Below are 13,679 nucleotides of genomic sequence, written 5' to 3'. Positions count from 1 at the left end.
GGCACCGCGGCCGGTCACGTGCCCACCGGCGCCGCGCCCAGCGGCGCTTCCGGTGGCGCCGCGGCCGGTCGCGCGTCTGGTGCCGTCTCCGGCGCCGCGTCCGGGGGTGCTGCGGCCGGCGGCGCCGAGGACCGCGCCCGCGGCGGCGCCGAGGGCGAGGGCCGGGCCACCGGCGAGGGAGACGGTGCGGCCGCGGAAGTTGGTGCGGTCGAGGGCCGGAAGGCCGCGCAGCTCACGGAGCGCAGCCCTGGCGGCGGCCGCCCCCGCGGCGGCGGCGAGCAGCTTACGAACCACTGACCACACCCGCGGTCTTGGGCAGCAGGCTGTTGGCGCCGCTGCCGATGCCGTAGTGGCCGGTCTTGCCGCCGATCCGCTCGACGAGGGCGAGCACCGCGGCGACCTGGCCGTAGGCGGTGACGGCGTTGTCGACCGTCGACACGCTCTTGGCGATCGACGCGTCGTCGCGGACCGCGGACACCAGGCCGTTGGCGGACAGGCCGGCGACCACCATGTCGTTGGACAGCGCGAGGGCGAAGCGGCTCACGACGGTGAGCGCGACCGCGTTGCGCTCCTTCGCGTCCTTGCCGCTGGCGGGCGCGCCGGAGATGACGATGACCGCGTCCGCCGAGGTCTTCAGGTCGCCGTCGAGACTGATCCAGCCGCCCGCCTCGTACGCCGACAGGACCCTCCGGGTGCCGTCGATCTGCGGCGCGCCGGGCTTGTCGGCGACGAGGACCGCGGCGAGCAGCGCGGCCGACGTCTCCTGACCCTTGCCGTTGTTGGGCAGCGCACCGCTGATCGCCGGCGGCGCCGAGGTCTCGGCGAGGTCGAGCAGGTTGTAGTCGCTGGACGCGGCGGTGAACTTCTCCTTGATCGTGACGGTGCCGGTGACCTTGGCGCCGGCGGTGTGCAGCATGTTGCCGATCCCGTCGGCGGCGGTGTCGACGTCCTTGTCGCTGCCCTCGATCTTGACCAGCAGCACGTTGCGCCCGGCCAGCTTGCCGTTGAGCAGCATCGGGGCGACCTCGGTCGCGAAGTCCGCGTTCTTCTTCAGCTCAGCCCGAGACTGGTCCAGGTCGTCGCGCAGCTGCTGCTTCTCGTCGGTGATCTTGTTCACCTGATCGTTGAGCTGGTCGGCGAGCGGCCCGTTCGCCGCCGCGGTCCCGACGACGAGGCCGATGGCGAGCGCCAGGAACACGGCGGCCAGCGACACCACGTGGTACCGGAAGTTGATCACAGGAAACGGTCCCGTCCAGAAAGAAGCAGCGCCCGGTCGAGCGGCGCTAGGAGAACAGCGTGAAGATCAGGTTGTCCCACCACTCGGCGATGACGCTCAGATACGCCCGGCCGATCGTGGTGACCGCGAGCGCCGCCGCCATCGCGGCGATCGCCGAGGCCAGCAGCAGGACCAGCGACGAGCCCGACAGGCTCTGCCGGTAGAGCCTGCTGACGCCCTTGGCGTCGACCAGTTTGCCACCGAGCTTCAGCCGGGTGAGGAAGGTGGAGGCCATGCCGCCGCGACCCTTGTCGAGGAACTCGATCAGGGTGTTGTGGGTGCCGACCGCCACGAGCAGCGAGGCGCCCTTCTCGTCGGCGAGCAGCATGGCGATGTCCTCGCTCGTCGCCGCCGCCGGGAACGTGATCGCCTCCACACCCAGCCGCTGCACGCGCGCCAGCCCGGGCGCCCGCCCGTCGGGGTAGGCGTGCACGACCACCTCGGCGCCGCAGCGCAGCACGTCGTCGGAGACCGAGTCCATGTCCCCGATGATCATGTCCGGCGTGTAGCCGGCCTCGACGAGCGCGTCGGCGCCGCCGTCGACCCCGATCAGCACGGGCTTGTATTCGCGGATGTACGGCCGCAGCACGTCGATGTCGGCCTTGTAGTCATAGCCGCGGACCACGATCAGGCAGTGCCGCCCGGCGATCTCCGTCTGGATCTCGGGCACGCCGACGCCGTCGAGCAGCAGCGCGCGCTCCTGCTTCAGATACTCCATCGTGTTGGCGGCGAACGCCTCCAGCTGCACCGACAGGCCCTCGCGGGCGTCGGCCATCGACAGCGCGACCGTCTCCGCGTCCTGCCGCTGCCCCTTCGCGACCGCGTCCTCACCGACATACACGGTGTCGCCGTCGATGCGGACGGTCTCGCCCTCCCGCAGCCGCTCGAACAGCTCCTCGCCGAGGTCGTCGACGAGCGGGATCCCGGCCTTGATCAGCCCCTCCGGGCCCAGGTTGGGATAGCGGCCCGACACCGACGGCTTCGCGTTGAGCACCGCCGCGACCCCTGCCGCGACGAGCGAGTCGGCGGCGACACGGTCGAGGTCGACGTGGTCGATGACCGCGATCTCACCGGGGCGCAGCCGGCCCACCAAGCGTTTGGTCCGCCGATCCAGCCGCACGACGCCACCGATGACACCCGGCTCGGCGGGCCGGGTGCGGCGCAAGGTTGGAAGTCGCATCTCAACCATCCTGGCATGGACCTCTGACAAAAGCCGCGCGCGACATGTCCACTACCAGGTGGAAGGAGGCCTTTCGCGCGCGGGGTGATGCCCATCACTCTTCCCGACTGTCAGCCAGGCGACACATTTTCCGCGTATTCACGACCCCTCTGGGCTCCTCTAGTCCGTGAAGCATCGGAAGGAGCCGCAGTGAACCTCTCGTCGATCAGCCTCACCCTGGTCCCCAACCTCACCGGAAAGTCACCCACCGAGGCCGCCACCGAGCTGCGGGCCGCCGGCCTCGAGCTGGGTGTGATCCGCGAGGTCGGCCCCAGCGGCACCATGATCGTCCTGGAGCAGTCGACCCTGCCGCTCACCGTCGCCCCGCGCGGCACCCGGGTCAACCTGCTCGTCGGCCTCCCCTAGGCCCTCGTCGCCCGCGTCCCCGTGTCGCTGCCCGGCGTCCCGCTCATCGGCGCCCCGGCCGGTCGCGGCCGGTGGGGTGGCCCGCCGGAGCGCCTCGGCGACCAGCAGGAGCGCGGCGGCACCGGCGTAGGCGAGCAGCAGCGCCTGCCAGGGCCGCCCGTCGAGGAACCGCCCGGACAGGTACCCGATGGAGCCGGCCATCGCGGCCCACACGCTCACCCCGACGGCCGTCCACGCCTGGAACCGCCCCGCCGGGTAGCCGACCACCCCGGCGGCGAGGGCCGACGCGGACCGGCCACCCGGCAGATATCTGGCGAACACGAGCACCTGGCCGCCCCGCTCGGTCAGGGTGCGGTGCGCCCATCCGTACACCTGCAGCCCACGGCGCTTCGTCCGCAGCCGCCGCAGCACCCCCGCCCCCGCCCTGACCCCGATCCGGAACGACACCACGTCCCCCGCGAACGCGCCGGCCGCCGCCGCGACGACGACCAGCCAGATCGCCGGCCGCCCCGTCTGCGCGGACAGCACCGCGACCGCGATCAGCGTCGACTCGCTCGGCGACAACGGCACCACGGCGTCCAGCGCGGCCACCACGAACACGACCAGCACCACCCACGGCGTCGCCGCGAACGACTCAACGAGGTCCCGCATCGCCCGACTGTCCCCTGACCCGCCGAACATCGACCGTCGTGCGGACGACCATCACCCGTCGGTTTCGATACGTCCCGTCTGCTCCACCGTCGCGTACCAGCCGAAACACGCCGCCGTGCCGAGCTGCCCGACCGCCGTCCGGTAGTGCCCCGCCAGGGTCCGCAACACCCCGCGGTCCAGGCTCCCCGGCGCCTCCGGATCGATCGCGGGCACCACGCATCGCGGCGTCGGCAGCTGTACCCGCAGCCGCACACCCCCGATCGTCACCGCTTCTCCTGGCGCGGGGTCCTCCGGCAGGTCCAGCACCAGGTTCGGCCGGAACCGCCGGTGGTCGACCACCGAACCGTGCACCTCCGCGAGCCGGCGCAGCGCCCCCGTCGTCACGGCGTGCACCGCCCCGAAGTCGTGAAACCTCCCGCTGCCGATCCCGCTGAGCACCTCGGTGCCGCCCGTAGCCCCGCCGGCCGCCGCCCAGGACGGGATCATGTCCCGCTCCTGCGGCCAGTACCGCCGAAGCACCGCCCCCTCGGGCACCACATCGGTCACCGTCACCGCCCGCCCCAGCCACGCCGACAGCAGCCCACCGGCCGTCTCGTTCAGCACCACCGACTCCCCGCCGGGCAGATACACCCGGCCCCCCGCGGCCCGGACCTGCAGCAGCCGCCCCCAGAGCCGGGGCTGCTTCGCACTGACCACCACCCCGTCCTGGTCAACGCAAGCCCACCGCCGATCCCCGTCCACCCCGTGAGCCCCGACCTCAACCGCGCCGACCCGCTCCCCTCCCGCCGACTTCATCGCGTACCGCCAAACCTCCACCACCCGAACCCCACCCATCCGACCCCACCCTCCCCGCCAGCCCAGACGACTCCCGGCCCGCCAAGCACAGACATTGATCAATGCCCCACTATGCACCTTTCGCGCCATCGACCTTGCGCGATCCACCCCAAAATGATCTCTGTTTTGCAGGTGCATCGCGCAATGCCTATCCGCAGCCGCCCGCCCACAACAGGCTCCCCTGACCACCGAACCACACAGGATCACGAGCCACCCCGCCACCAAACCAACGATCGCCAGGCCAACCCTCATGATCCGGTAAAGAATTTGTCGCCAGAGCAACCACAACTCTTCCGGATCACAGAAACCGGCCCGACCACCAACCGCGACCGGCCGGACAGCGAGCAACACGCCGCAGCACACACACCCCAACGACCGCAGCCCCGGACCGGCCAGCACCCAAACCAACCACATGATCCGGTAAAGAAAACGTCGCCAGAGCAACCACAAGTCTTCCGGATCACGGAAACCAGCCCGACCTCTGAACCACAGCCAGGGACAGCCTCACCACCCACAGACAACGACGTCAGAGGCACTCCCCAGCCCGGCAGACACCGACACGAACCACATGATCCGGAAGAGAAATTGTCGCCAGAGCAACCACAACTCTTCCGGATCACGGAAACCAACCCGACCACCAAACCGCGACCGGCCGGACAGCGAGCAACACGCCGCAGCACACGCACCCCAACGACCGCAGCCCCAGACCGGCCAGCACCCCGAACCAGCCACATGATCCGGTAAAGAAAACGTCGCCAGAGCAACCACAACTCTTCCGGATCACGGGAGGCGGATCACGGGAGGCGGCCGGGCGCTGAGCCGCGACCGGGCCTCCGGATCGGAGGCGGGGCCGGAGGTCGAGCGGTGGAGCAGCGTCACCGCCCGGGGGCGGGGGTGGCCGGCGGGCGGTGACGGCAGGGTCGAGGTGCGGTCAGGGGTTGGACTTCTCGCGGTCGGCGACCGACAGGAGCTCCTCCGCGTGCGCGATGCCCAGGTCGGAGTCGGGCAGGCCGGCCAGCATGCGGGCGAGCTCCCGAGCCCGGTCGGTGTGCTCGACGACGCGGACGCCGCTGGTGGTGACGGCGCCGCCGGTGTCCTTTGCGACGACGAGGTGCCGGTCGGCGAACGCGGCCACCTGCGGCAGGTGGGTCACGACGAGGACCTGGTGGTCGCGGGCGAGGCGGGCGAGGCGCTTGCCGATCTCGACCGCCGCGGTGCCGCCGACGCCCGCGTCGACCTCGTCGAAGACCAGGGTGGGCGGGCCGCCGACGCCGGCGAAGACGACCTCGATGGCCAGCATGACGCGGGAGAGCTCGCCGCCGGAGGCGCCCTTCTGCAGCGGCTGGGCGGGGGCGCCGGGGTGCGGCAGGAGACGCAGCTCGATGTCGTCGGCGCCGTCGGGGCCGACGCCGGCCTCGGTGCCGTCGGCGGTGGGGACGGTCGCCCCGCCGCCGGCGGGCTTGGGGGCCACGACGACGTGGATGCGGGCGTGCGGCATGGCGAGGCCGGCCAGCTCGACGGTGACGTCGGCGGCGAACCTGCCGGCCGCCTCCTGGCGGGCCGCGGACAGGGTCGCGGCGAGGTCGGCGACCTCACCGTGCAGCCGGCGGCGCTCCCGGTCGAGCTCCTCGAGCAGCTCGTCGGACGTGTCGAGCTCGCCGAGCTTGGCGCGGGCGCGGTCGGCCCAGGCGACGACGCCGTCGACGTCCTCCGCGTATTTGCGGGTGAGGGCGCGCAGCGCGGCGCGGCGCTCATAGACCTCCTGGAGGCGTCCGGGGTCGGCGTCCAGGGAGGCGAGATAGCTGCCGAGCTCCGTCGTCACGTCACCCGCGAGGGTGGCGACCTCGTCGAGGCGGGCGGCGAGCTCGCCGAGGACCCGGTCGACGCCGGTCTGCGCCTCGAGGGTGCGCCGGGCCGTGGACAGCAGGCTCAGCACGTCGACGACGTCGTCACCGTCGCCGGTGCCGGTCAGGGAGACGTGGGCGAGCTGGGCGGCGCTGCGCAGGCCCTCGACGTGCTCGAGCCGCTGGGCCTCTTCGCGCAGCAGCTCGTCCTCGCCGGGCTGCGGGTCGACGCGGCTGATCTCGTCGAGGCCGAGCCGGAGCAGGTCCGCTTCCTGGCTGCGCTGCCTGGCGTTGGCCCGGCGGTCGGCGAGGTCGTCCTCGACCGCGCGCCAGCGCGTGTACAGCTCTGCGAAGCGCCCCAGCAGCTTCTCGTGCTCGGGCCCCGCGTAGCGGTCCAGGGCGGCGCGCTGCTCGGACGGTCGCAGCAGGCGCAGCTGGTCGGACTGGCCGTGCAGGGCGAACACACGCTCGCCGACCTCGCCGAGGACCGCGACGGGCACGGTGCGCCCGCCGACGTGCGCACGGGAGCGGCCCTCGGCCGTCAGGGTGCGGCTCATCAGCAGGGTGCCGTCGTCGTCGACCTCGGCGCCGGCGTCGACGATGCGGCTCTCGACCGCCGCGCGCAGGTGCGCGGGCAGCGTGAGCCGGCCGTCGACCGTGGCACGGCCAGGGTCGGCGCGGACCCGGCCCGCGTCGGCGCGTCCGCCGAACAGCAGGCCGAGGCTGGTCACGACCATGGTCTTTCCCGCGCCTGTCTCGCCGGTGATGACGGTCAGGCCCGGGCCAAGGGGCAGTGTGGCGTCTTCGATAACGCCGAGTCCGGTAATGCGGAGTTCCTCCAGCACAAGCAGAGACACTAGCCGCGGGGTACGACACTTCTCCACTCAGCCGTGCCGTTTGTTGTGTCTCCAACCGTCGACCGGCAGGGCGAACTTCGCCACGAGGCGGTCGGTGAACGGTCGCTCACGCAGCCGGACCACCCGGACGGGGAGCGCGCCGCGCCGCACGGTGACCGTCGATCCCGGCGCGAGGTCCATGACCCGCCGGCCGTCGCAGGACAGCAGCGCGAAGCTGGTGAACGGTTCGACGTTCACCGTGATCGTCGAGGTCGGCGCGATGACGAGCGGCCGGCTGAAGAGGGCGTGCGCGCTGATCGGCACCAGCAGCAGCGCCTCCAGCTCCGGCCACACGACCGGGCCGCCGGCGGAGAACGCGTACGCCGTCGAGCCCGTCGGCGTGGCGCACACCACGCCGTCGCAGCCGTAGCGGGACAGGGGCCGGCCGTCGACCTCGACGAGCAGCTCCAGCATCTTCTCGCGGGCGCCCTTCTCCACCGTCACCTCGTTGAGCGCCCACGAGGAGCCGACCGGCCGCCCGTCGTGCTCGGCGAAGACGTCGATCGTGAGGCGTTCGTCGACGGTGTACGTCCGCTCGACGACCTCCCGGACGGCCTTGTCGACGTCACCGATCTCGGCCTCGGCGAGGAACCCGACCTTGCCCAGGTTGATGCCGAGCAGGGGCGCCTTCGCCGGCCGGGCCAGCTCGGCGGCGCGGAGCAGGGTGCCGTCGCCGCCGAGCGCGAACACGATCTCCACGCCCTGCGCGGCCGCCTCGCCGCTGACCGGGACGGCGCGCGGGATGTCGAGCTCGCCGGCCTCCTCGGCGAGGACGCGGACCGTGAACCCGTTGTCGAGCAGGTCCGCGGCCACCGTCCGGGCGTGCTCGTTGTTGCTGCGCTTCCCCGTGTGGGTGACGAGCAGCGCCTCCCTGGCGCTCATGCCCGCCCTCCGCCGCGCTCCGGACCGCTCACGGAACCAACCCTTCCAGGGAGGCGGAGGCCGCCTCGTACACCGCGGCACGGGACACAGCGGGAGCGTCGCGGCGCAGCCAGAGGAAGAACTCGACGTTGCCGGACGGCCCGGGCAGCGGGCTGACCGTCACCCCCGCGACGCCGAGGCCGAGCTCCGCGGCGACGGCGGCCACGTCCAGCACCGCCTCCGCGCGCAGCGCCGGGTCCCGCACGACGCCGCCCTCCCCGACCCGTTCCTTACCGACCTCGAACTGCGGTTTCACCATCGGTACCAGATCCCCGTCGGCCGACGTGCAGGCGGCGAGGGCGGCGAGGACGAGCCGTAGCGAGATGAACGAAAGGTCCGCCACGGTCAGGTCGACGGGCCCGCCGATGACGTCCGGTGTGAGGGTGCGCACGTTCGTGCGTTCGATCACCGTCACCCGCTCGTCGGTGCGCAGGGACCAGGCGATCTGGCCGTATCCGACGTCCACGGCCGCGACGGAGGCCGCGCCCCGGCGCAGCAGCACGTCGGTGAAGCCACCGGTGGACGCTCCGGCGTCAAGACACCGCCGCCCTTGTACCGGGAGTGCCTCGAACGCCGTGAGCGCCCCGGCCAGCTTGTGGCCGCCCCGCGACACGTACTCGTCGCCGACGGGCGAGGCGAGGACGTTGACGGGGTCGGCCGGGTCGACCTGGGCGGCCGCCTTGCCGGCCACGACGCCGCGCACCTCGACGCGCCCCTCGGCGATCAACGCGGCCGCCTGCTCCCTCGACCGGGCCAGGCCGCGGCGCACCAGCTCGGCATCGAGTCGTGTCCGCCGCGCCATCACCGTTCCTCGATCGTGCCCAACGTCTCCTGCAGCGTGCGGTGGGCGTCGGCGTACACCGCGACCTGACGCTGCAACGGCAGCGACGCTACCCCGTTGAGTGCCTCGACCGCCGCCTCGACCCGCCCGAGCGCCGCGGCACCGGGCGGACCCGGCATCGGGCCCGGACCGGGAACGGGGGCTGGACCAGGAGTGATGCTCACGAGGACGACGCCCGCTTCCGGGGAGAGGTCTTCTTCACAGGCGCCACATCCGACGCCTCGGCGATCTTCTCGACCGCGGCCTTCGCCGCCGCCTTCTTCGCCGGGGCCGACTTCTTGACGGGCGCCGCCGGCGCCTCAGCCTGCGCGGGAGCGGCCTTCGTGGCCGCCGTCCTGCGCGCCGGGGCGGTCTTCGCCGGTGCGGTCTTCGCCGGGGCGGCGGCCGTCTTCTTGGCGACGACCCGCTTCGCGACCGTCTTCTTCGCCGCCGGTGCGGCGGCCTCCGGCTCGACGGCCTCGGCACCCACCGGCAGCGCCGGCTCCGGCTCGACCGGCGACAGCTCGATCGGCGAGGTGGTGGCCGGCGCGGCGGACGTGGCGGGCGCCGCGGGCGCCGGCTTCACGGCGGCCGCCTTCAGCTTCGCCTCCAGCTCGTGCACGCGGTTCGTCAGCGCCGAGACCTCCTCCGCGGTGGCGAGGCCGACGGCGCCCAGGGCGCGGTCCAGCTCGTACCGGACGAGCTTGGTCATCGCCTCACGGTTGGCCGTGCCGGCCTTCAGCAGGTCCTCCGCCATCACCTGCAGCTGCTCCGCGGTCGCGCCGCTCCTGCCGACCAGCCTGCGGACCGTCTTGGTCGCCTTCTTGGTCGTCGCCTCGGTCATGCCGTAGGCCAGTTCCAGATATGCCCGCCAGGCTTCCTGAGCCATGGTTGCGCCTCTCCTCCAAGTGGTGTACCGCTGTTCACGCTACCGGGCGGTCCGTGACGCCGTACGGTACGGTCACAATCCAAGTGTCCGCATTGGACATTTAGATGCACGGAAACGGGGGGAAACATGGCCACGGTCGAGGAATGCCGCGCCGCGTTGCAGAAGCTCGGGGCGAAGCTCGCCGAGAACGCCGCCGAGGCCCGCGAGAAGCTGGACTTCGACCGCTCCCTCGCCTGCCGGGTCACGGACCTGAACGTGGCGTTTCACGGACAGCTGAAGGACGGGCAGATCACCGGCCTGACCGACGGCGACGACCCCCGAGCGAAGATCAAGCTCACCGCGACGAGCGACGACCTGGTCGCCCTCGTCAACGGTGAGCTCAACGTCATGCAGGCCTGGACCAGCGGCCGCATCAAGATCGACGCGGGCGTGTTCGACCTGCTGAAGCTGCGCAAGCTGCTCTAGCGCGCGGCCGGAGCGTCGTCCACCCGCCAGAGCCTCGTCCGCTCGCGGTCAGAGCCTCATCCACTCCAGCGCCGCCGAGGCGGCCTCACCCTTCGCCGTGATGGGCCGGACCTCACCGGCCGCCCACGCGACCGCGCACAGCGCCATCAGCGCGTCCACCCGCCGCCCGTCGCCGGCCAGCACCCAGCGGTCGCCGAGGTCGTCGACGCGCCACTGGTTCGTCCCGGCATCCGGCGGCGTCTCGAACAGCCCCGCCAGGTCCTCCGCGACGAACGTGGGCCGCCGCTCGACCGGCGCCGCGAGCAGCTCGGCGGCGTCGCTGACCCCGGTGAGGACGAGCAGGCTGTCCATGCCCGCCCGGTACGCGCCCTCGATGTCGGTGTCGAGCCGGTCGCCGACGACGATCGGGTGTGCCGCCGCCCGCTCCCGCGCCGCCTCCAGGAACAGCGTCGGGTCGGGCTTGCCGACGATCGTGTCCGGCTGCCGCCCGAGGGCCGTGGCGAGCGCCACGACCAGCGAGCCGTTCCCGGGCAGCGGCCCGCGCGGCGACGGCAGCGTCTTGTCGGCGTTCGTCGCGATCCACGTCGCGCCGGCCCGGATGGCGACCGACGCGTCGGCGAGGTCCCGCATGGCGACGTCCGGCCCGTACCCCTGCACGACCACCTCGGCCTCGTAAGGGTCGGTGACCGGCCGGAGCCCGACGGCCCTGACCTCCTCCTGCAGCGCCGGCGCCCCGAGGATCAGCACCGGTGTCCCGGCCGCGAACCGCTCGGCGAGCAGCAGCGCCGTCGCGTGCGCGGACGTGACGACCTCCCGCACGTCGGCGGGGATGCCGATGCGCGTCAGCAACGCCGCGACGTCGCCGGGCAGCCGCGAGGCGTTGTTCGTGGCGTACGCGCTGGGGATCCCCCGCTCGCGCAGCCTCGCACACGCCTCTACGGCGCCCGGGATGACCTGGTCGACGAGGTACAGGACCCCGTCGAGGTCGAAGATGACCAGGTCGTAGTGGCTGACGAGGTCTTCGCTCGCCTGCTCAGCCACGAGTCGTCCCGCTGTCGTCGTTGTCGGCGTCGGTACGGCCGGCGCCCGTCTCGGTCCCGCGGTCGTCGACCGTGGGTCCGTCGGTGTCGCGGTCGTCCTCGTCGTCCGGCTCCCCGTCGACGTCGTCGTCCATGTCGTCCGGGTCCTGGTCCTCGGCGTCTACGTCATCCTCGTCTTCGTAGTCGCCGTCGCGGTCGTCGTCCTCGTCGTCGTCTACTTCGTCGTCATCGTCGTAGTCGTCTTCGTCGTCGCGGTCGGCGTCTTCGTCGTCCTCGTCGTCCTCGTCGTCGTAGTCGTCGTCGTCGTAGTCGTCTTCGTCGCGGTCGTCTTCGTCGTCGCGGTCGTCGTCCTCGTCGCGGTCGTCCGCGTCGTCCTCGTCCTCGTCGCTGTCGTCGGCGAGGGCGCGCTCGTCGTCCTCGTCGTCGTCCTCGTCGCCGTCCAGGACGATGCCGTCGAGCTCCAGGAGCCGCTCGGCCGCGTCGGTGGCGAGGTCCTCGTCGAGGTCGGCGGCGCGCGCGAACCACTCGCGGGCCTCTTCCCGGCGACCGGCACGCAGGAGGGCGTCGGCGTACGCGTACCGCAGCCGGGCCGCCCACACCGCCTCGGGTGCCGACGTCAGTTCACGCACCTGCAGCATCGCCACGGCGGCGTCATGCTGCCCCATGTCGCCGCGCGCACCGGCGGCGACGATCAGCAGCTCGACGATCTCCTCGGCGGTGAGCTTCTCCCGGTCCGCGGTCCGGAACAGGTCGATCGCCTTCTCCGGCCGCCCCAGCGCCCGCTCGCAGTCGGCGATGACCGCGATGTGGGTCTGCCGGCCGGTCATCCGGTGGTACGTCCGCAGCTCACCGAGCGCCGTCTGCCACTCCCCGGCGTGGTACGCGGCGAGACCGGCGGCCTCACGTACCACGGCGATGCGCGACGCCTTCCGCCGTGCGACGAGCGCGTGGGCGAGCGCCAGCTCCGGGTCGTCGTCGAGCAGCTGCCCCGTCGCGATGAGCCGGCGGGCCACCTCCTCCGCGACGGGCCGGGCGAGGGAGCTCAGCTCGCTGCGCACCTCACGGTCCAGCTCCGCCGGGTCGATGTCGTCGGCGAGCACCGGGTCCGCGACGCGGCTGACGGTCTCCTCGCCCTCGACCTCCTCGGCGACGAAACCCGGGTCGCTCTGCCGCGGCCGGTAGCCGCCTGCGTCGTCGCGCCGCAGCCCCTCGGGCCGCTGGAAGCCGGCACCACGCCCGCCGGAGTCCCGGTCGCGGAACCCACCGCCACGCGGACCACCGTCGCGCTGCCCGGGCCGGTCGCCGCGGTCGCGCCGCGGGCCGCCCCGGTCGTCCCGGAAGTTTCCGGGCCGGTCGCCGTAGTCACCGGGGCGCTGCCCGTCACGGTCCCGGAACCCACCGGAACCCGCAGGGCGGTCACCCCGGTCGCGGAAGCCACCACCGGTGCCACGGTCGTCCCGGTCCCGGAACCCACCGCCACGCGGCCCACCGTCGCGGTCCCGGAACCCGCCGGCACGGTCGCCACGCGGCCCACCGTCCCGGTCGCGGAACCCACTCGGCCGGTCACCGCGGGGAGCACCGTCACGGTCCCGGAAGCCGCCCGGCCGGTCACCGCGAGGGGCACCATCACGGTCACGGAAGCCACCGGGCCGCTCACCGCGGTCGTCACGGTCGCGGAACCCACCGGGGCGGTCACCGCGGTCGCGGTACGCCGGCCGGTCGCCGTCACGATCCCTGAACCCACCACGAGGACCACCGTCACGCGGTCCACCGTCGCGGAACGACGGCCGGTCCCCTCGCGCGGCGTTGTCCCGGAACGGCGGCCGGTCGCCGCGGGGTCCACCCTCGCGGTCACGGAACCCGCCCGGCCGGTCGCCACGGTCGCCGCGCGGCCCGCCGTCGCGGTCGCGGAACCCACCGCCACGCGGCCCGCCGTCACGCGAACCGTCCCGGTCGCGGAAGCCACCCTGCCGGTCGCCGTCACGGAACCCGGGACGGTCGCCACGAGGACCACCATCACGGTCCCGGAAGCCACCGGCGCGATCGCCACGAGGACCACCGTCACGGTCACGGAACCCACCCGACTGTCCGTCACGGTCGCGGAAGCCGCCGGGACGGTCGCCACGCGGCCCGCCGTCGCGGTCGCGGAACCCGCCCGGCCGGTCGCCGCGCGGCCCGCCGTCACGGTCCCGGAAGCCGCCGGACCCGCCGGCGCGGTCGCCACGAGGACCACCGTCACGGTCGCGGAAGCCGCCCGGCCGGTCACCGCGGTCGCCCCGCGGTCCGCCGTCACGGTCACGGAACCCACCGGGCCTGTCCCCACGCGACGCACCGTCGCGGAACCCCGGCCGGTCCCCACGGTCACCGCGCGGTCCGCCGTCGCGGTCGCGGAACCCGCCCGGCCGGTCGCCGCGCGGCCCGCCGTCACGGTCCCGGAAGCCGCCGGATCCGCCGGCAC

13 protein-coding genes and 2 pseudogenes are annotated in these 13,679 nt (G+C 73.1%); 3 read left to right on the top strand and 12 right to left on the bottom strand.

Annotated features, from left to right (window positions below; genetic code table 11):
- The 3 genes and pseudogenes from AB0I21_RS56455 to steA all read right to left on the bottom strand — a co-directional run.
- A pseudogene (locus tag AB0I21_RS56455) lies at window positions 1-294 on the bottom strand (hypothetical protein); the annotation flags it as partial.
- Window positions 284-1,237, bottom strand: coding sequence for a copper transporter (locus AB0I21_RS56450; RefSeq protein WP_360574171.1), 954 nt, complete (start codon window positions 1,235-1,237; stop codon window positions 284-286). The gene AB0I21_RS56450 and the pseudogene AB0I21_RS56455, both read right to left, overlap by 11 nt.
- A gap of 46 nt (window positions 1,238-1,283) precedes the next feature.
- On the bottom strand, window positions 1,284-2,456 hold the full coding sequence (steA, locus tag AB0I21_RS56445; RefSeq protein ID WP_360574169.1) for a putative cytokinetic ring protein SteA: 1,173 nt from the start codon (window positions 2,454-2,456) through the stop codon (window positions 1,284-1,286).
- 87 nt (window positions 2,457-2,543) lie between these two features.
- Between steA and AB0I21_RS56440 the strand changes: the two are divergent.
- Window positions 2,544-2,792, top strand: a pseudogene (locus AB0I21_RS56440) (PASTA domain-containing protein); the annotation flags it as partial.
- Here AB0I21_RS56440 and AB0I21_RS56435 read toward each other — a convergent pair.
- From AB0I21_RS56435 to AB0I21_RS56405, 7 genes are all read right to left on the bottom strand, one after another.
- Window positions 2,697-3,512, bottom strand: a complete 816-nt coding sequence (locus AB0I21_RS56435; protein WP_360574167.1) for a VTT domain-containing protein — start codon at window positions 3,510-3,512, stop codon at window positions 2,697-2,699. The pseudogene AB0I21_RS56440 and the gene AB0I21_RS56435 sit on opposite strands and share 96 nt — an antisense overlap.
- Window positions 3,513-3,563: 51 nt before the next feature.
- Window positions 3,564-4,346, bottom strand: coding sequence for an MOSC domain-containing protein (locus tag AB0I21_RS56430; protein ID WP_360574165.1), 783 nt, complete (start codon window positions 4,344-4,346; stop codon window positions 3,564-3,566).
- A gap of 931 nt (window positions 4,347-5,277) precedes the next feature.
- A complete protein-coding gene (recN, locus tag AB0I21_RS56425) occupies window positions 5,278-7,035 on the bottom strand; it encodes a DNA repair protein RecN (protein WP_360574173.1) in 1,758 nt (585 codons plus the stop codon).
- Between the two features lie 39 nt (window positions 7,036-7,074).
- Window positions 7,075-7,968 (bottom strand): NAD kinase, encoded by an 894-nt coding sequence (locus AB0I21_RS56420; RefSeq protein ID WP_360574163.1) that lies wholly within the window; start codon window positions 7,966-7,968, stop codon window positions 7,075-7,077.
- Between the two features lie 28 nt (window positions 7,969-7,996).
- Window positions 7,997-8,809, bottom strand: coding sequence for a TlyA family RNA methyltransferase (locus AB0I21_RS56415; RefSeq protein WP_344513308.1), 813 nt, complete (start codon window positions 8,807-8,809; stop codon window positions 7,997-7,999).
- Window positions 8,809-8,967, bottom strand: a complete 159-nt coding sequence (locus AB0I21_RS56410) for a hypothetical protein (RefSeq protein ID WP_344513310.1) — start codon at window positions 8,965-8,967, stop codon at window positions 8,809-8,811. The genes AB0I21_RS56415 and AB0I21_RS56410 overlap by 1 nt, the downstream gene beginning before the upstream one ends.
- 41 nt (window positions 8,968-9,008) lie before the next feature.
- Window positions 9,009-9,716, bottom strand: coding sequence for a hypothetical protein (locus tag AB0I21_RS56405; protein ID WP_360574160.1), 708 nt, complete (start codon window positions 9,714-9,716; stop codon window positions 9,009-9,011).
- Window positions 9,717-9,842: 126 nt separating this feature from the next.
- Between AB0I21_RS56405 and AB0I21_RS56400 the strand changes: the two genes are divergently transcribed.
- On the top strand, window positions 9,843-10,181 hold the full coding sequence (locus AB0I21_RS56400) for an SCP2 sterol-binding domain-containing protein (RefSeq protein WP_360574158.1): 339 nt from the start codon (window positions 9,843-9,845) through the stop codon (window positions 10,179-10,181).
- A gap of 48 nt (window positions 10,182-10,229) precedes the next feature.
- On the opposite strand, the gene AB0I21_RS56395 is transcribed toward AB0I21_RS56400, so the two are convergent.
- Complete coding sequence (locus AB0I21_RS56395) at window positions 10,230-11,222, bottom strand: HAD-IIA family hydrolase (RefSeq protein WP_360574156.1); 993 nt, start codon at window positions 11,220-11,222, stop codon at window positions 10,230-10,232.
- Window positions 11,215-12,048, bottom strand: a complete 834-nt coding sequence (locus AB0I21_RS56390) for a tetratricopeptide repeat protein (protein ID WP_360574154.1) — start codon at window positions 12,046-12,048, stop codon at window positions 11,215-11,217. The genes AB0I21_RS56395 and AB0I21_RS56390 overlap by 8 nt, the downstream gene beginning before the upstream one ends.
- Window positions 12,049-12,168: 120 nt before the next feature.
- Between AB0I21_RS56390 and AB0I21_RS56385 the strand changes: the two genes are divergently transcribed.
- A partial coding sequence (locus AB0I21_RS56385; RefSeq protein WP_360574152.1) for a hypothetical protein occupies window positions 12,169-13,679 on the top strand: 1,511 nt, incomplete at its 3' end.

Source organism: Dactylosporangium sp. NPDC050588 (genome assembly GCF_040654975.1).
In the GTDB taxonomy this organism is placed as follows: Bacteria; Actinomycetota; Actinomycetes; order Mycobacteriales; family Micromonosporaceae; genus Dactylosporangium; species Dactylosporangium maewongense.
This window is presented reverse-complemented; position numbering and strand designations above follow the sequence as displayed.